This is a genomic window from Streptomyces sp. Tek67B01, assembly GCF_055231995.1.
Map to the genome: position 1 here is coordinate 2,167,272 of NZ_JBUYUY010000001.1, position 17,279 is coordinate 2,184,550.

Annotated in this window: 18 protein-coding genes; 13 read left to right on the plus strand and 5 right to left on the minus strand. The window is 71.2% G+C overall.

Going from position 1 to position 17,279, the window contains the following annotated elements; all coding sequences use genetic code 11:
- Positions 1 to 5: 5 nt before the first annotated feature.
- Positions 6 to 563, plus strand: coding sequence for an NADAR family protein (locus ACV7NM_RS09500; RefSeq protein WP_463409892.1), 558 nt, complete (start codon positions 6 to 8; stop codon positions 561 to 563).
- The gene (locus tag ACV7NM_RS09505) at positions 560 to 988 is read left to right on the plus strand and encodes an NUDIX hydrolase (protein ID WP_463409893.1); all 429 of its coding nucleotides are present in this window, start codon (positions 560 to 562) and stop codon (positions 986 to 988) included. The genes ACV7NM_RS09500 and ACV7NM_RS09505 overlap by 4 nt, the downstream gene beginning before the upstream one ends.
- Before the next feature lie 11 nt (positions 989 to 999).
- Here the strand turns inward: ACV7NM_RS09505 and ACV7NM_RS09510 are convergent, their stop codons facing one another.
- Positions 1,000 to 1,896 carry a helix-turn-helix domain-containing protein gene (locus tag ACV7NM_RS09510; protein ID WP_463409894.1) on the minus strand — a complete coding sequence of 299 codons (897 nt, stop codon included), beginning with the start codon at positions 1,894 to 1,896 and terminating at the stop codon, positions 1,000 to 1,002.
- A gap of 199 nt (positions 1,897 to 2,095) precedes the next feature.
- On the opposite strand from ACV7NM_RS09510, the gene ACV7NM_RS09515 reads away from it, so the two are divergent.
- Positions 2,096 to 2,857, plus strand: coding sequence for an SDR family oxidoreductase (locus ACV7NM_RS09515; RefSeq protein ID WP_463409895.1), 762 nt, complete (start codon positions 2,096 to 2,098; stop codon positions 2,855 to 2,857).
- 11 nt (positions 2,858 to 2,868) lie between these two features.
- On the opposite strand, the gene ACV7NM_RS09520 is transcribed toward ACV7NM_RS09515, so the two are convergent.
- Positions 2,869 to 3,459, minus strand: coding sequence for a DUF4190 domain-containing protein (locus tag ACV7NM_RS09520; protein WP_463409896.1), 591 nt, complete (start codon positions 3,457 to 3,459; stop codon positions 2,869 to 2,871).
- 248 nt (positions 3,460 to 3,707) lie between these two features.
- On the opposite strand from ACV7NM_RS09520, the gene ACV7NM_RS09525 reads away from it, so the two are divergent.
- The 5 genes from ACV7NM_RS09525 to ACV7NM_RS09545 all read left to right on the plus strand — a co-directional run bounded on the left by ACV7NM_RS09525 (position 3,708) and on the right by ACV7NM_RS09545 (position 8,782).
- A complete protein-coding gene (locus tag ACV7NM_RS09525; protein WP_463409897.1) occupies positions 3,708 to 4,733 on the plus strand; it encodes an adenosine deaminase in 1,026 nt (341 codons plus the stop codon).
- A 20-nt stretch (positions 4,734 to 4,753) separates the two neighbouring features.
- On the plus strand, positions 4,754 to 5,443 hold the full coding sequence (locus ACV7NM_RS09530; RefSeq protein WP_463409898.1) for a glycerophosphodiester phosphodiesterase: 690 nt from the start codon (positions 4,754 to 4,756) through the stop codon (positions 5,441 to 5,443).
- Positions 5,440 to 6,588, plus strand: coding sequence for a sensor histidine kinase (locus ACV7NM_RS09535; RefSeq protein WP_463409899.1), 1,149 nt, complete (start codon positions 5,440 to 5,442; stop codon positions 6,586 to 6,588). Before ACV7NM_RS09530 ends, ACV7NM_RS09535 begins: the two co-directional genes overlap by 4 nt.
- Before the next feature lie 77 nt (positions 6,589 to 6,665).
- A complete protein-coding gene (locus ACV7NM_RS09540; RefSeq protein WP_463409900.1) occupies positions 6,666 to 7,385 on the plus strand; it encodes a response regulator in 720 nt (239 codons plus the stop codon).
- A 146-nt stretch (positions 7,386 to 7,531) separates the two neighbouring features.
- A complete protein-coding gene (locus tag ACV7NM_RS09545) occupies positions 7,532 to 8,782 on the plus strand; it encodes a serine hydrolase domain-containing protein (RefSeq protein ID WP_463409901.1) in 1,251 nt (416 codons plus the stop codon).
- Here ACV7NM_RS09545 and ACV7NM_RS09550 read toward each other — a convergent pair.
- From ACV7NM_RS09550 to ACV7NM_RS09560, 3 genes are all read right to left on the minus strand, one after another.
- Complete coding sequence (locus ACV7NM_RS09550) at positions 8,763 to 9,236, minus strand: hypothetical protein (RefSeq protein ID WP_463409902.1); 474 nt, start codon at positions 9,234 to 9,236, stop codon at positions 8,763 to 8,765. The two genes, ACV7NM_RS09545 and ACV7NM_RS09550, sit on opposite strands and share 20 nt — an antisense overlap.
- A gap of 84 nt (positions 9,237 to 9,320) precedes the next feature.
- Complete coding sequence (locus ACV7NM_RS09555; RefSeq protein ID WP_463409903.1) at positions 9,321 to 10,499, minus strand: ABC transporter substrate-binding protein; 1,179 nt, start codon at positions 10,497 to 10,499, stop codon at positions 9,321 to 9,323.
- 115 nt (positions 10,500 to 10,614) lie between these two features.
- On the minus strand, positions 10,615 to 12,054 hold the full coding sequence (locus tag ACV7NM_RS09560; RefSeq protein ID WP_463413884.1) for a gamma-aminobutyraldehyde dehydrogenase: 1,440 nt from the start codon (positions 12,052 to 12,054) through the stop codon (positions 10,615 to 10,617).
- 169 nt (positions 12,055 to 12,223) lie between these two features.
- Between ACV7NM_RS09560 and ACV7NM_RS09565 the strand changes: the two genes are divergently transcribed.
- The 5 genes from ACV7NM_RS09565 to ACV7NM_RS09585 all read left to right on the plus strand — a co-directional run bounded on the left by ACV7NM_RS09565 (position 12,224) and on the right by ACV7NM_RS09585 (position 17,221).
- Positions 12,224 to 12,727, plus strand: a complete 504-nt coding sequence (locus tag ACV7NM_RS09565; RefSeq protein ID WP_053675186.1) for an Lrp/AsnC family transcriptional regulator — start codon at positions 12,224 to 12,226, stop codon at positions 12,725 to 12,727.
- A gap of 3 nt (positions 12,728 to 12,730) precedes the next feature.
- Positions 12,731 to 14,092, plus strand: coding sequence for an aspartate aminotransferase family protein (locus ACV7NM_RS09570; protein WP_463409904.1), 1,362 nt, complete (start codon positions 12,731 to 12,733; stop codon positions 14,090 to 14,092).
- A 191-nt stretch (positions 14,093 to 14,283) separates the two neighbouring features.
- Positions 14,284 to 15,039 carry an ABC transporter ATP-binding protein gene (locus ACV7NM_RS09575; protein WP_463409905.1) on the plus strand — a complete coding sequence of 252 codons (756 nt, stop codon included), beginning with the start codon at positions 14,284 to 14,286 and terminating at the stop codon, positions 15,037 to 15,039.
- The gene (locus tag ACV7NM_RS09580) at positions 15,021 to 16,103 is read left to right on the plus strand and encodes a hypothetical protein (protein WP_463409906.1); all 1,083 of its coding nucleotides are present in this window, start codon (positions 15,021 to 15,023) and stop codon (positions 16,101 to 16,103) included. Before ACV7NM_RS09575 ends, ACV7NM_RS09580 begins: the two co-directional genes overlap by 19 nt.
- A gap of 26 nt (positions 16,104 to 16,129) precedes the next feature.
- Positions 16,130 to 17,221: an LOG family protein gene (locus ACV7NM_RS09585; protein ID WP_463409907.1), complete on the plus strand. Its 1,092-nt coding sequence runs from the start codon at positions 16,130 to 16,132 to the stop codon at positions 17,219 to 17,221.
- Positions 17,222 to 17,279 lie beyond the last annotated feature (58 nt).

Sequence of the window (17,279 nt, forward strand, 5' to 3'; positions counted from 1 at the left end):
CGTGCATGGAGAAGATCGACCACTTGATCGGCCAGGTCAGCCGTGGTGAGCGGGTGAAGTACCTGCCTTTCTGGGGGCATCGGCCGCGGCCCGACGGCAGCCTGGGACCGAGCTGTCTCAGCCAATGGTGGCCCGCGCCCTTCACTGTGGGTGAGGTCCGCTACGCCACCGCGGAGCACTGGATGATGGCCGGGAAGGCCCGCCTGTTCGCGGACCCGGAGGCGGAGCGCGCCGCGGTGGAGGCGAAGACTCCGGCTGCCGCCAAGAAGGCCGGGCGGCTGGTACGCGGTTTCGACGAGGCGGTGTGGGAGCGGGAGCGGTACGCGCTGGTCGTGGAGGGCAGCGTGCACAAGTTCGGCTCCGATCCGGCCCTGCGGGCGTACCTCCTGGGCACCGGTGACCGGGTCCTGGTGGAGGCGAGCCCGCTCGACCGGATCTGGGGCATCGGACTGGCCGCGGACGACGAGCGCGCGGGAGATCCGGCGCGCTGGCACGGCCTGAACCTGCTGGGCTTCGCCCTGATGGACGCCCGTGAGCGGTTGCGGACGGCGGACGCGGCGTGAGCGGGGCGGTGGCCGACCGCCGACGGGTCGCGGCGGTCATCGTCCGGGACGGCTGTCTGCTCATGGTTCGCGAGCGCGGCGTGGGCTCCACCGGGCGGCACGACGGACCGGAGTACTGGACCCTGCCCGGCGGCGGCATCGAGCCCGGGGAGGACCCGAGCGGGGCGGTCCGGCGGGAAGTGGCCGAGGAGACCGGCCTGGTGCCCCTCTCGGTGCGGTACGCCTACGAAGCCCCCTACCCGTCGGGGTGGACGTCCTGCTACCGGGTCGAGGTGGGGCCCGGGGAGCCCAGACCGGGCGTGGACGGGGACCTGGGGTGCGACTGTCCCCGGATGGTGGGGCTGGTCTGGGTTCCGCTCGCGCGGGCCCTCGCCGGGGAGGACGAGGTCATGGTGCCGACGCTGCTCATGGCGGCGCCGGTCTGACCCCGGTCGCGCTATCCCCGAACGGCCTGCGGCACCGGCTGCGGGAGCGGCGCGCCCGGTTGCGGCAGGGGCGCGCCCGGCTGTGGGAGCGGTGCGCCCGGGGCCTCGGCGGCCAGGCGCGCGAGGCGGTGGGCCGTCTCGGAGCCGGGCGGCGCCGTGTAGACGACCAGGAGCTGGTCGGGCTCCCCCGGCAGGGCGAGCGTCTCGTAGGGAAGTTCCAGCCTGCCGACCACGGGGTGGTCGATCAACTTCACGCCGTGGGTCTTCTCCTTCACGGTGTGGTCGGCCCACAGCAGTCGGAACTCCTCGCTGCGGTCCGCCAGCTCCCGGGTCAGCGCGGTCAGCAGTGGATCGCCCGGGTGCTGGCCCGCGTAGAGGCGCAGGTGGCCGACGGTCTCCTCGGCGATCCGCGCCCACTGGGGGTACAACTCCCGCGCGTCCGGGTCGAGGAAGACGTGACGGGCGATGTTGCGGGAGCCGGCGGGCATGTGGGAGTGACCCGCGACGGCGTCCGCCAGGGCGTTCCAGGCGAGGATGTCCATACGGCGGCCGAGGACGAACGCGGGCGCGGCCCCACCGACGGCCTCCAGCAGCAGCCGTACCCCGGGCCGGACCTCCTGGACCGCTTCGGGCGTGACGGCCGGGCGGGCCAAGGCGCGCAGATGGGAGTGCTCCGTGGGGTTCAGCCGCAGCACCCGGGCGATCGCGTCGAGCACCGCGTCCGAGACGCTCGGGCCGCGGCCCTGTTCGAGGCGGATGTAGTAGTCGACGCTGACGCCCGCGAGCAGGGCGACCTCTTCCCGCCGGAGCCCTGGCACGCGGCGCCGGCCGTGCGAGGGCAGGCCCGTCTCCTCGGGCTGGATGCGGGCGCGGCGCGAGCGCAGGAAGTCTCCGATGTCCCCGGTCATGCGTTCGATCTTAGCCAGGGCCGGCCGTGGGCCCGGGCGAGCGGCCCACGCGGCGCGACCGGGAGGCGAGGGCCGAACCTCCGTGCCTGGTACTGCCAGACCCAGGAAAAGCACGACCCTGGGCCGCTCCCGGCCGGGCGGACAGGCTGGGTCCCGTAGCCGGAACTCCTCCGGCACGAGACACGAGGGAGCCACCGCGATGACGTACGCGAACCTGGAAGGCCGTACCGCGCTGATCACCGGCGCCGCGAGCGGGATCGGCGCCGCGACCGCGCTGCTGCTCGCCCGCCACGGTGTGAAGGTGGCCCTGCTCGCCCGCCGGGCCGACCGGTTGGAGGAGGTCGCCGGCAAGATCCGGGCGGAAGGCGGCCGGGCGCTCGCTGCTGCGGCCGACCTCACCGAGCAGAGCGCTGTGGACGCCGCCGTCGACCGCGTCCACAGCGGGTTCGGGGCGGTGGACCTGGTGGTCAACGCGGCCGGGGTCATGATGCCCAACCCGATCCGGGACGGCCGAGTCGATCAGTGGCACCGGATGCTCGACACGAACGTCGGCGGGGTTCTGAGGATCATCCGTGCGTTCACACCGGACCTGGTGGCCCGCGCCGCCGAGGGCGGCACCGCCGACCTGGTCAACATCTCCTCCATCGCCGCGCACCTCCACTTCCCGGACTACGCGGTCTACGGTGCGACGAAGGCGGCACTGACCCACCTCTCCCAGTCCCTGCGCACCGAACTCGGCCCGCAGCGGGTGCGGGTCACGAACATCGAGCCGGGCCTGACCGACACCGAGCTGTCCCAGGGCATCGACAACCCGGCCCTCGCGTCGCAGCTGTCGGGGATGTTCGACGCGATCGGCCCGCTCGCGGCGGAGGACGTCGCGGACCTGGTCGCCTACGCCGCCGGCCGCGCCCGCCACGTCAACCTGCGCCAGTTGGTCATCCAGCCGACCACGCAGGCCTGACGGGCAGGCGGTCATATCTTCTCTTGCACCCGCGAGTCCGACGACGGACCCGGGCGGTCTTGGCCACCGGAGTCGGAGGAGAAACCCGGGCCGAACACGAGCAACAGCGTGAGGGCGGCGCCCATCACGATGCCCACCACGCCGCAGATGAGACCGGCCAGCGCCAAGCCGCCATTGGTGGCCTCCCCCCGGCTCGCCTTGCCCCGGGCCAGCGCGCCGAGCACCACCGCCGGGATACCGAACACGATGGGCCCGAAGATGGTGAAGCACGCCACCAGCGACAGCAGTCCGAGGACGAACGCGGCGACACCGAGGCCGTTGCTGGGCTGCGGATAGCCGGGGTACCCGGGCGCGTACCCGGGGTATCCGGCCCCGCCGGGATAACCCGGGTACCCGGGCGGACCCCCGTAGGGCGGCTGCGTTCCGTAAGGCGGCTGAGCCCCGTACCCGGGCTGGGCGGGCGGCGTCGGGGGGCCGCCAACGGGCCCGGGGTAGGCGTAGCCAGCGGTCGCGGGCGGCGTCGTCGACCCGGGGTAGGCGTAACCGCCGGGGCCCGGCTGCGCCGGATACCCGTAGGCCGCAGGGCCCCCCGCCCCGGGCATCTCCGCGATCGTCGGGTGCTCGTGGATTCCCGGCCCGCCCGGACCGCCCCGCGTGTCCCCCGGTCGGACCGAATCCGCCGGGGGCCGCTCGGGCGGCGGCGCCCACGGGTCTCTCGGCTCAGGGCCCTGGTGGTCGTTCATACGGCGCCCCCCTCTCGTACAGCCATGCTATGCGCCGGCACCGACACGGTCCGGCCTGCCTACGATGAAGCCGACCTGCCCGCACCCGCGTCCTCCCGGAGGCCTCCATGCCCGACCTGCACCGCTTCATCGCGGGGCTGCCGAAGGCCGAACTGCACGTCCACCACGTGGGCTCCGCATCGCCGCGCATCGTGGCGGAACTCGCCGCCCGCCACCCCGACTCGAAGGTCCCCACCGACCCCGAGGCCCTCGTCGACTACTTCACCTTCACCGACTTCGCCCACTTCATCGAGGTCTACCTGTCGGTCGTCGACCTGGTCCGCACCCCCGACGACGTACGCACCCTCACCTACGAGGTTGCCCGCGACATGGCCCGGCAGAACATCCGCTACGCCGAGCTGACCATCACCCCCTACTCCTCCACCCGCCGCGGCATCGACGAGGACGCCTTCATGGCGGCCATCGAGGACGCCCGCAAGGCGGCCGAGGTGGAGCTCGGCGTCATCCTGCGCTGGTGCTTCGACATCCCGGGCGAGGCCGGCCTGGAGGCCGCGGCCGAGACGGCCCGCCTCGCCGTCGACCTGCGCCCCGAGGGCCTGGTCTCCTTCGGTCTCGGCGGCCCCGAGATCGGCGTGCCCCGCCCGCAGTTCAAGCCGTACTTCGACCGCGCCCGGGCGGCCGGACTGCACAGCGTCCCGCACGCCGGCGAGACCACCGGCCCGGAGACGATCTGGGACGCCATCAACGAGCTGGGCGCCCAGCGCATCGGCCACGGCACCAGCGCCACCCGGGACCCGGAGCTGCTCGCCTACCTCGCCGAGCACCGCATCGCGTTGGAGGTCTGCCCGACCTCCAACATCGCGACCCGCGCCGTGACCGACCTCGACCTGCACCCGATCAAGGAGATGGTGCGGGCCGGCGTGCTCGTCACCATCAACAGCGACGACCCGCCGATGTTCGGCACCGACCTCAACAACGAGTACGCGGTCGCCGCCCGCCTCCTCGACCTCGACGAGCGCGGACTCGCGTCCCTCGCGAAGAACGCGGTCGAGGCCTCCTTCCTGGACCCGGCGGGCAAGGCGAGGCTCAACGCGGAGATCGACACGTACACCGAGGCGTGGCCGGCATCCTGACGTCCCAGCAGAATGGGGCCATGCGCACCCTGACTGCCGTCGGCCACCGCGGCGATCCCTACCGAGTCCGTGAGAACACCCTCAACTCGATCCGCTCCGCCTTCGCCCGGGGGGCGGACGCGGTGGAGGTCGACGTACGGCTGACCCGCGACGGGGTCCCGGTCCTGCTCCACGACGAGACGCTCAAGCGGTTGTGGGGCCACGACGTACGGCTCGGCGACGTCATGGCCGCGCAGCTTCGCGACATGACGGAGGGCGGGGTGCCGCCGCTGCGCGACGCGCTGGCGGCGGCGGGCCCAGGACGGCTGATGCTGGACCTGCCGGGAGCCACGCCGGAGGCGGTCCGGGCGGTCGTCGACGAGGTCCGCGCCTGCGGTGCGCGCGAGCGCACGTACTACTGCGCCGGGCCGAACTCGATGTTGGCCCTGCGCGCCGCCGATCCGGACGCGGAGATCGCCCTGACGTGGACCACGCTCTCCCCGCCGCGCCGGGTGCTGATCGACGCGGTGAAACCGGCCTGGCTCAACTACCCCTTCGGCCTCGTCAGCCGGGAGCTGACCGACGCCGTGCACCGGGACGGGCTGAAGGTGTCCGCCTGGACGGCGGACACGAAGCGGACGATGCGCGCGCTGGTCACGGCCGGGGTGGACTCCGTCACCACGAACCGGGTGGACGCGCTGGTGGCGGTACGGGCCGAGCGCGGGCGGTGATACGCGCCTGGGGGGAGTGGGTCCGGCGGGCCGATCCGCGGTGGCGGGACGTCGGGCTGACGGTGCTCGTGCAGTCGGCCGTCTCCATGCCGTTCGTGGTGCCCCGGGCGCAGGACCTGCCGCCGGCCGACTGGGCCTCGTACGCGATGACCACGCTCGGCGTGCTGCCGCTGGTCTGGCGGCGGCGGGCACCGGTGACGGTACTGGTGGCCGTCCTCGTCGTGGGCGGCGTGTACAAGCTGACCTTGGACGGACCGGGACAGCCGTTGCCGTACGCGGGACTGATCGCCTTCTACACGGTGGCCCTGCGGTGCACGGCCCGCGTGCGGCTGGGCGTGGGACTGTTCACGGTGGTGGCGGTCGCCGTGTCGGTGGGGTGGAACACGGGGACGCCGCGCGAGCTGCTCTTCACGCTCTTCGTATCGGTCGCCGCGTACGCGCTCGGTCGGCTTCAGTACACGCGGCAGGCGTACACGCGGGCCGTCGAGGCGCGGGCGGCGGAGCTGGAGCGGGCGAACCGGATAGAGGCGGAGCAGGCGGCGGCGCGCGAACGGGCCCGGATCGCCCGGGAGATGCACGACATCCTCTCGCACGCCGTCAGCATCATGATCGTGCAGGCGGAGGCCGGACCGGTGGCGGTGCGGCGGGCCCCCGAGCGGGCGGAGGCGGCGTTCGACGCGATAGCCGGGACGGGGCGGGAGGCGATGGCGCAGCTGCGTTCCATGCTGGGCGTGCTGCGCACCGAGGAGTCGGCGCCCCGGAGGCCGCAGCCGGGGGTGGAGGAGCTTGCGGGGCTGTTGGAACGGGTGCGGGGCAGTGGCTTGGAGGTGTCGTACGAGCGCTCGGGCGAGGTGCGTACCCTGCCGGCCACGCTGGAGACGACGGTGCACCGTGTCGTGCAGGAGGCGCTGACCAATGTGGTGAAGCACGCCGGGGCGTCGCGGGCCGCGGTGCGGCTGGACTACGGGTCGCGGACCCTGACGGTGTCGGTGACGGACGACGGGCGGGGGCCGGGTGTCCCGTCGGGCGGGCACGGGCTGATCGGCATCCGGGAACGTGCCGCCGCGCACGGCGGGACGGCCGAGTGTGGTCGGGGGCCGGGCGGGAGCGGGTACCGGGTGCGGGTGACCCTGGTGAACGGGTGACCCTGGTGAACGGGGTGACCCTTGCGGCTGCGCGACCCTTGCGGCCGCCGCTGTAACCTCGGCGCGGGAGGTGGGAGTTGACGATCCGTGTGGTGGTGGCCGACGACCAGGAGCTGGTGCGCAGCGGCTTCGCGATGATCCTGGACGCGCAGGAAGACATCGAGGTCGTCGCGGAGGTCGGGGACGGTGCGGCGGCGGTCGCGGCGGTGCGGGCGCTGCGGCCGGACGTGGCGCTGCTGGACATCCGGATGCCGGTGACGGACGGGATCGAGGCGTGCCGGGTGATCTCGGCGCAGAGCGCCTGCCGGACAGTGATGCTGACGACCTTCGACTCGGACGAGTACGTCTACGAGGCGTTGCACGCGGGGGCGAGCGGGTTCCTGTTGAAGGACGTGCGGCGCGATGACCTGGTGCACGCGGTCCGGGTGGTGGCGGCGGGCGAGTCGCTGCTGGCGCCCTCGGTGGCACGGCGGTTGATCGCGGAGTACACGGCGGTGACGGCTCGTCCGGCGCCCGGGACGGCTCCGTGGGCGGGGGCGGCCCCGACCGTCGGGCGGCTGGAGTCGCTGACGGCGCGGGAGCGGGAGACGCTGCTGCACCTGGGGCGGGGGCTGTCGAACGCGGAGATCGCGGCGGCGCTGACGGTGAGCGAGCACACGGTGAAGTCGCATGTGGGGAACGTGCTGTCCAAGTTGGGTCTGCGGGACCGGATCCAGGCGGTGATCTGCGCGTACGAGACGGGGTTGATCGCGGCCGGGGTGGGGTCCCCCAGGAGGGGTACTCCCTCTGGGGAGTGAGAGGCGGGGTGTCGACTCCCCCGCTCCGGTGAGTTGTCGTACCGCTGAAGACCCCTCTTGTTGGTGATCCGCGACTACGCCTGTGACCTGGAGCATTGAGGTCATCGGGCGGAGGTCGCCCGATGGACACCAAGGGGGATCCCATCATGAACGCGCGTACCCGCACCCGCACCCTGGTCGCGGCCACAGTGCTCCTGGGCATCGTGTCCGGCTCGGCCGTCGCCCATGCCGCACCGCGAGCGCCGGTTCCGCCCTCGGGCTCGGTCTCGGCCTCGACGGGCTCGGCCTCGGGCTCGGCGGAGGCCGTGGCGCCGGTCTTCTCCACCGCGCCGGATGCCAAGGCGCTGACGAAGGCGCTGGAGGGAGTGGGCGTCGGGAACGCGGACGCGACGGCCGCCCTGATACGGGTCGGAGGATCGAGCGGTCCCTGGCAGGGCGTCTCCGGCGTGGCGGATCTCCGCAGCGGGCGCCCGGCCCTGGAGCAGGGCCGCTTCCGGGCGGGGTCCGTGACCAAGACCTTCACGGCGGCCGTGGTCCTGCAGCTGGCCGCCGAAGGGAAGGTCGATCTCGACAAGCCGGTACAGCGGTACCTGCCCGGGACGTTCCCGGACCGTTTTCCCTCCGTGTCGGTGCGCGAGCTGCTGAACCACACGAGCGGGATCAAGGCGGCGGACGGCCCGGGGGACGCCTTCGAGGCGCAGTGGGACCACCGATTCGATGTCGTCGATCCGCACGACCAGATCGCCAACGCGCTGGCGCAGGGGCCGGAGTTCGTCCCGGGTTCGGCGCAGCACTACTTGAACATCGACTACACCGTCCTGGGTGTCCTCATAGAGAAGCTGACGGGCACGGCGTACGAGGAGCAGGTCGACCGTCGGATTCTGCGCCCGCTGGGGTTGCGCCAGACCTCTTTCCCGGGTCGGACGCAGACCCGGATACCGGGCCCGTACAACCACGGCTACCAGGCGGTGCCGCGTCCCGACGGCTCGGCCGAACTGAGGGACGTGTCGGTGTGGAACAGCTCCGGCCGGTGGGCGGCGGGGGACATCATCTCGACCACCGCGGACCTGGAGCGGTTCACCGTGGCCCTGTTCGGCGGGCGGGTCGTACCTCGGGCGCAGCTGGAGGAGATGTTCACCGTCCCGGCGGTGAAGGACGTCGAGAGCGGCAAGGACGCCGTCCTGACGGCGGGCCTGTCCAGGATCGTGATGCCGGACGGCACCGAGGTGTGGGGCAAGACGGGGAGCCGCTTCGGCTACAGCACCGGGATGGGCGCCACCCGGGACCTCTCCCGGACGCTGGTCTACTCGGTCAACTCCACCGACGCGAAGGGCGAGAAGATGAATCCGGTGGTGCTGAAGCTCCTGATGGCCGCCCTCACGCGGCCGCGCTCGTAAGCGCTTCCAGCCTCTTGATCAGACGACGCAGGACCAGCAGCGGGATGACGCCGAAGACGCCGAACGACATGTCGATGACGCTCCAGCCGAAGGGGATGCCACGGATCGGTCCGCAGATCAGGGCCAGCGGGATCACTCCGACGCACGCGATCACACCGGCTTCCACGATCCAGATGTTGCGCACCGGATCGCGGTGGACCCCGTAGAAGAAGACGGCGATCACAAGGTGGGCGAAGGCGAGCCAGTCCGTACCGTAGAGGAGGAAGGGGTAGCGCGCGTCGGCTTGGTCCAGTCCGTCGCCCACCCGCCGCAGCCACTCGTGGGACATCACCGAGTTCGCCCAGTGGAGCTCACTGACCAGGGGGAAGGCGGTGAGCCCGCTGAGCGCGAGGCAGACGATGAACAGGACCAGCCAGGCACGGATACGCCGTTGGAGGGCGCTTCTCTCGCTCATGGGGCAAGCGTACGCAGTTTCTGAACACGTTCAGCAAATTTCATGAACATGTTCAGTTCTGTGGCCGGACCGTGACGGACGGGGTCAGAGCCCGACGATGGCGTTCCAGCGCTTGGCGAAGGACTGGCGCTCGGCCGAGGAGATGTCCCGGGCCACGACGAGGCGCTTGCGCATCTCGTCGTCCGGGAAGATCAGCGGGTTCTCGGCCAGCTCGGCGGTCTCCTTGTCCGGGGAGGCGGCCAGCACCTCGCGGGCGGCCGGGACCGGGCAGACGTAGTTGACGGCGGCGGCGAGTTCCGCGGCCACCGCCGGGTCGTAGTAGTAGTCGACCAGGGCCTCGGCATTGGCCTTGTGCAGGGCGAGGTTGGGGATCAGCAGGCTCTCCGCCCAGAGTTCGGCGCCCTCCTCCGGGACCACGAACTCGATGTCGGGGTTGTCGGCCCGCAACTGGACGACGTCGCCGGAATAGGCCTGGCAGGCCAGCACATCGCCCTTGCTCAGATCGGAGGTGTAGTCGTTGCCGGTGAAGCGGCGGATGTGCTTCTTCTTCACCATGCTCTCGACCTGGTCGCACATCCGGTGGAAGTCGCTCTCGGTCCAGCGGGTGACGTCCACCCCGTTGCCCTGCATCAACAGGGCGAAGGACTCGTCGAGTCCGGAGAAGAGGGTCACCTTGCCCGCCAGGTCCGGCTGCCACAGGTCCTTGACGGACTTGATCTCCCGGCCGAGCGACTTGCGGTTGTAGGCGATGCCGGTGATCCCCGACTGCCACGGCACGGTGTGCAGCCGGCCCTCGTCGAAGGCGGGGGAACGCAACTGTGGGTCCAGGTACTTGACCACGTTGGACTGAGCCGAGCGGTTCATCTTCTGGGCCCAGCCCAGACGGACGAAGCGGGCGGCCATCCAGTCGCTGATGACCACCAGGTCGTGACCGGTCTGCTGGTGGTTCATCAGGGCCGGGCTGACCTTGCCGAAGAACTCGTCGTTGTCGTTGATCTCCTCCGTGTACCGGACCTCGATGCCGGTCTTCTCGGAGAAGGCGTCCAGCGTCGGACGGCGCTGTTCGTCCTCGTCGTCGGTATCGATGTAGAGCGGCCAGTTGGAGAAGGCGAGGCTGCGTTCACCGGCGGAGCGGTCCGGGCCCTCCCGACGGTCCTCGGGGACGAAGGCGGCGGGCACCCCGCAACCGCCGAGGGCGGCCGACAGGCCCACGGCACCGAGTCCGCGCAGCACCGCGCGGCGGGAGAAGGGGAGTTCAGGCATGCCCAAAGCCTGGGACAAGGCGAAGGGGCGGACAATAGACAACCTGTCTACTGCCCGCCCCCTCAGCGTTCTGCGCTGATCAGTGCGGGACGGCCGGGGCGGCCGCCGCCGCGACTCAGCCGTCGAGCGAGGTCATCACGTGCTTGATGCGGGTGTAGTCCTCGAAGCCGTAGGCGGAGAGGTCCTTGCCGTAGCCGGACTTCTTGAAGCCGCCGTGGGGCATCTCGGCCACGAGCGGGATGTGGGTGTTGATCCACACGCAGCCGAAGTCGAGGTTCTTGGACATCCGCATCGCGCGGCCGTGGTCCTTGGTCCACACGGAGGAGGCGAGGGCGAACTCGACGCCGTTGGCGTACTCCAGGGCCTGGGCCTCGTCCGTGAAGGACTGCACCGTGATGACGGGGCCGAAGACCTCGTTCTGGATGATCTCGTCGTCCTGCTTGAGGCCGGAGACCACGGTCGGGGCATAGAAGTAGCCCTTTTCGCCGACCTGGTGGCCGCCCGCCTCGACCTTGGCGTGGGCGGGGAGGCGCTCGATGAAGCCCGCGACCTGCTTGAGCTGGTTCGGGTTGTTCAGCGGCCCGTACAGCACGTCCTCGTCGTCCGGCTGACCCGTCTTGGTGTCCGCGGCGGCCTTGGCGAGCGCGGAGACGAACTCGTCGTGCACGGACTCGTGCACGAGTACGCGGGTCGCGGCGGTGCAGTCCTGGCCGGCGTTGAAGTAGCCGGCGACGGCGATGTCCTCGACGGCCTTGGCGATGTCGGCGTCCTCGAAGACCACGACCGGGGCCTTGCCACCGAGCTCCAGGTGGACGCGCTTGACGTCCTTCGAGGCGCTCTCGGCGACCTGCATGCCCGCGCGCACCGAACCGGTGATGGAGGCCATCGCCGGGGTGGAGTGCTCGACCATGGCCTTGCCGGTCTCACGGTCGCCGCAGACGACGTTGAAGACGCCCTTGGGCAGGATCGAGTCGATGATCTCGGCCATCAGGACGGTGGAGGCCGGGGTGGTGTCCGAGGGCTTGAGCACCACGGTGTTGCCCGCGGCGATGGCCGGGGCGAACTTCCACACGGCCATCATCATCGGGTAGTTCCACGGCGCGACCTGGGCACAGACGCCGACCGGCTCACGGCGGATGATCGAGGTCATCCCCTCCATGTACTCGCCGGCCGAGCGGCCCTCCAGCAGGCGGGCGGCGCCCGCGAAGAAGCGGATCTGGTCCACCATCGGCGGCAGCTCCTCGCTGGCCGTCAGGCCCAGCGGCTTGCCGGTGTTCTCCGACTCGGCGGCCACCAGCTCGTCGGCGCGCGCCTCGAAGGCGTCCGCGATCTTGAGCAGGGCCTTCTGCCGCTCGGAGGGAGTGGTGTCGCGCCAGCCCGGGAAGGCGGCGGCGGCAGCCGCCATGGCCGCGTCCACATCGGCCTGGCCGGAGAGCGGCGCGGTGGCGTACACCTCGCCGGTCGCGGGGTTGACCACATCGGTGGTCCGGCCGTCGGCGGCGTCCTTGAACTCTCCGCCGATGTAGTTGCGCAGACGACGCAGTTCGGTGGTCACTACAGCCACTCTCCTGATCACATGTCCAACGATTGAGACGAATCCCCAGCCTATCGCGTCTCCTGACGCTTTCGACAGAGCCGGATGCCACGAGCTGCGAAATCCGTGCAATCCGAGAGTCAAGACAACGAATTACATCGGTTACGGGTTGCGGAACCGACGACTCCTCGTGCACAGTGAGGTCGTGGTCAGTCGAAGCGCAGATTCCAGGAACAGACAACCGTCCCCTTCGGTCGATGCTGTGTCCCTGGCGATCATCGAGCAACTGCAAGAGGACGGTCGCCGTCCCTACGCAGCGATCGGCAAGGCCGTCGGCCTGTCGGAGGCAGCCGTACGCCAACGCGTACAGAAGCTGCTCGACCAGGGCGTCATGCAGATCGTCGCCGTCACCGACCCGCTCACCGTGGGCCTGCGACGCCAGGCCATGGTCGGCATCAACGTCGAGGGAGACCTCGACCCGGTGGCCGACGCACTGACCTCGATGGCCGAATGCGAGTACGTGGTGATGACCGCGGGCTCCTTCGACCTGATGGTGGAGATCGTCTGTGAGGACGACGACCACCTGCTGGAGACGATCAACAAGAAGATCCGCGCGCTCCCCGGCGTGCGCTCAACCGAAAGCTTCGTTTACCTGAAGCTGAAGAAGCAGACCTACATGTGGGGAACCCGATAGCCCGTGAGCCAAGACCTCTCCAAGACCGCGTACGACCACCTGTGGATGCACTTCACCCGCATGTCGTCGTACGAGAACTCCCCCGTCCCCACCATCGTGCGGGGTGAGGGCACTTACATCTTCGACGACAAGGGCAAGCGCTACCTGGACGGTCTCGCCGGACTGTTCGTGGTCAACGCCGGTCACGGCCGCAAGGAACTGGCCGAGGTCGCCTACAAGCAGGCGCAGCAGCTCGCGTTCTTCCCCATCTGGTCGTACGCACACCCGCAGGCCGTCGAGCTCGCCGAGCGTCTCGCCGGCTACGCCCCCGGCGACCTGAACAAGGTCTTCTTCACCACCGGTGGCGGCGAGGCCGTCGAGACCGCGTGGAAGCTGGCCAAGCAGTACTTCAAGCTGCGGGGCAAGCACACCAAGTACAAGGTCATCTCGCGTGCGGTCGCCTACCACGGCACCCCGCAGGGCGCCCTGTCCATCACCGGCCTGCCGGCCCTGAAGGCCCCCTTCGAGCCGCTGGTCCCCGGCGCGCACAAGGTGCCGAACACCAACATCTACCGCGCCCCGATCTACGGTGACGACCCGGAGGCCTTCGGCCGCTGGTGCGCCGACCAGATCGAGCAGGAGATCCTGTTCGAGGGCGCCGACACCGTCGCCGCCGTCTTCCTGGAGCCGGTGCAGAACGCCGGTGGCTGCTTCCCGCCGCCGCCCGGATACTTCCAGCGGGTCCGCGAGATCTGCGACGAGTACGACGTGCTGCTCGTCTCCGACGAGACGATCTGCGCCTTCGGCCGCCTCGGCACGATGTTCGCCTGTGACAAGTTCGACTACGTGCCGGACATGATCACCTGCGCCAAGGGCATGACCTCGGGCTACTCCCCGATCGGTGCCTGCATCATCTCGGACCGCATCGCCGAGCCGTTCTACAAGGGTGACAACACCTTCCTGCACGGCTACACCTTCGGCGGCCACCCGGTCTCCTCGGCGGTCGCGCTCGCCAACCTCGACATCTTCGACAAGGAAGGCCTCAACCAGCACGTGCTGGACAACGAGGGCGCCTTCCTGTCGACGCTGCAGAAGCTGCACGACCTGCCGATCGTCGGCGACGTCCGCGGCAACGGCTACTTCTACGGCATCGAGCTCGTCAAGGACAAGGTCACCAAGGAGTCCTTCACGGACGAGGAGACCGAGCGCGTGCTCTACGGCTTCCTCTCCAAGGCGCTCTTCGACAACGGCCTGTACTGCCGCGCCGACGACCGTGGCGACCCGGTCATCCAGCTGGCCCCGCCGCTGACCGCGGACCAGGGCACCTTCGACGAGATCGAGGGCATCCTGCGCTCGGTGCTCACCGAGGCGTGGACCAAGCTGTAAGCAACGCTGCCACCGGCCCCGGCCGGGCAGTAAATCGTCCGAACCACACGGCCCGGATCGCCCGTTCGAGTGAGAACGCGGGGGTCCGGGCCGTGTGCTGTCACCATCCGGGGCGTTCGTCTCTTTACATCTCCTTGCGGCGCCAGTGACCGAAGGGGCTCCGCTTCGTTCCCTCGGACGGAGGTGTACCCATGGTGGCTCCCGCAGACGATGCCCCGCTTGACAATGACGTCCTTTGGGCACGGTCCCTGCACTACTCCCACGATGGCTCGCCCGGCCTGATCGGCGTCTCCGTCGGCGTCCGCCAGGGCGAGATCCTGGCCCTGACCGGCCCGCGCGGGAGTGGCAAGACCACGCTGCTGCGCTGTCTGGCCGGCTCGCTCAAGCCGGAGCAGGGCGAGGTCTGGTTCAACAGCGTGCCCGTGCACACCATGGGAGCCCTGGCCCGCGAACGGCTGCGCCGCGACCGGTTCGGCTGGATCGGCCCCGAGCCGCATCTGCTGCCCGAGCTCAAGGTGTGGGAGAACGTCGCGCTGCCCCTGCTGATCTCCGGCGCCTCGCACCGCGCCGCCAAGCACACCGCCTGCGAATGGCTGGAGCGGCTCGACATCGGCGCCTTCGCCCGCAAGCGGCCGGGCGCGCTGACCCGCGCCGAGTCGCAGCGCGTCTCCCTGGCCAGGGCCCTGGTCCACGAACCCGCCGTGATCTTCGCCGACGAGCCGACGGCCCCGCTGCACCGCGCCGAACGGGCGCTGCTGCTGCGGACGCTGACCACCGCGGCCCGCTCGCACGAGATCACCGTCCTGCTCGCCACCCACGACGAGGAGAGCGCGGCCGTCGCCGACCGCCGATTCGCCCTGCTCGACGGCCGTACGGCCGCGGCCGTCGCCCCGTCCGGTCCCGCCGAGACGACGGAGGACCAGGCCGCGTGCTCCCTCTCCGCCTAGTCCGCGGCTCCCGGCCGCTGGTCCAGCTGCGCCGGCTCCTCGTCGCCGCCGCCTCGGCCGGCGCCGGGTTCCTGCTCCTCTACGTCCTCGCGGAGGCGACCGCCCGACCCGCCGGATCGTTCCCTCGGCTGCTGTGGGCGCTCGTCCCGCTCGCCGCCACCGTCCAGTTCGCGGTGGCCGTCGCCCGGACCGACCCCGCGACCCGGCCCCGGGAAGGGATGGACGCCGCCGGGCTGGGCCCCGTACGGCTCACCCTGGCCGCGGCCGTCTCCACCTCCGTCGCCTGCACCCTGGGCAGCGCCTTGGCCCTCGCCCTCTTCCTCCACCTGCGGGGCGACCTCGCCGGACTGCCCTTCGACGGGGCCGGCTCCGCGCTGCTCCACGCCGAGCAGCCGCTCCCCCTGGCGGCGGCGCTCACCCTGCTGGCCCTCGTCCCGCTCGCCGCCTCCGCCGCCACGGCCCTCGTCCTGCGCCCGCGCGCGGCGCCGGCCGGACTGCCGCCGCAGACGGGGGTGCCCTGGGGGGTCGCGGTGTGCGCGTGCGGGCTCGCCCTCCAGGCCTCCACCGGCCGAAGCGGCCCCGCGCTGCCGGCCGGGTGGGCGCTGATCGCGCTCGGGCTCGCCCTCGCCGGTCCCGGCCTGGCGTACGCCTGCGGGACCCTCGTACTGGCCGTCCGCCCGGGCGCGCTGCGCCTGCTCGCGGGGCGGGCGCTCCAGGAGGAAGCCCCTCGGCTGGGCCGCCCCCTCGGTGTGCTCTGCGCGGTCGGGGCGGCCGCACTCACGACGCCGGCCCTGCGCGAACGGGGCACGGTCTTCGCTCCGCTCGGTCCGCTGACCGGGTCCGCCGCGCTGCTCGTGGCGCTGTGCGCGGCCGCGACACTTCTCACATCGGCGGTGGAGTCCCGCCAGGCCCGGGCAGCCACCCGCGGCACCCTGACCGCCCTCGGCGCGCCGGGCACGGTCCTGCGGACGGCCGCCACCATGCGGGCTTCCGCGCTGGTGGTGGTGTGCGTACCGCTGAGCTGGGGTGTGGCACAACTGACGTCGCTCGCGCTGACCCGCTGATCGGTGCAGCCCTTAGGGTGGGCCGAATGGTCAACGCAGACATCGAGATCGAGACGCTCGCCGAATTCGACCAGGTCGTCGCCCGGGGCTCACTGAGCGGCTACCGGGTCCAGTCGGTCAACCTGCTGGAGCGGACCTTCGCCCTGCTGTCCGCCGACACCTCGGCCGCCGTCTTCCTGGGCTGCGCGATGGAGCCGGACGCCGCGGCGAAGGTGCGTGCCGACGGCGCCCTGGTCTTCCCACCGGTTCCGGACCTGCCGTTCAACCCGTACCGCAGCCTGCTGTACTCGGCCGACGAGCTGTTCACCGGACTGCCGGCGGGCTACGAGGCGACCCCGGACGCGCAGGCGTACGCCTGGTTCCAGGAAACGAAGTCCGACGGCGACGTCTTCTCCTCGATGCTCCGCTCCATCCACGACGACGCGATATCCGACGCCCTCGACGAGCACCTCGACGGCGCCCGGGTGGTCGGCGTGATGGGCGGACACGCGATGATCCGCGGCGCCGCCGACTACCGGGGCGCGGCCGAACTCGGCCGCACACTGGCCAGGTCCGGGCTGACCGTCGCCACCGGCGGTGGTCCGGGCGCGATGGAAGCGGCCAACCTCGGCGCCTATCTGGCCCCGGCCCCCGACGGGGCCCTCGGCGAGGCCCTGGAATTGATGGCCAATGCCCCGTCCTTCGTCCCGTCGGTGTCCGACTGGGCGCGGGCCGCCTTCGCCGTGCGCGAGCGCTGGCCCGCGGGCGGCGACTCGGTGGGCATCCCGACCTGGTTCTACGGGCACGAGCCGCCGAACGCGTTCGCGGGCCACGTCGCGAAGTACTTCGCCAACGCCACCCGCGAGGACGGGCTGCTCGCGCGGTCGAACGCCGGCGTGGTGTTCCTGCCGGGAGCGGCCGGGACGGTGCAGGAGATCTTCGACAACGCGACGCCGAACTACTACGCCTCGCGGGGCGAGCCGACGCCGATGGTCCTGGTCGACCGGCGGCACTGGACGGAGCGGCTGCCGGCCTGGCCCCTGCTCCGGGCGCTGGCGCGCGACCGCGGCATGGAGTCGCGGATCGCGCTGGTCGAGTCGGTGACCGAGGTCCCGGCTGCGCTCGCCGCGATGAGCTGACCGGGACAGGCAACTTCCGGGGCGCTCCGTACGTCTGCCTTAGGTAATCACACCGCAA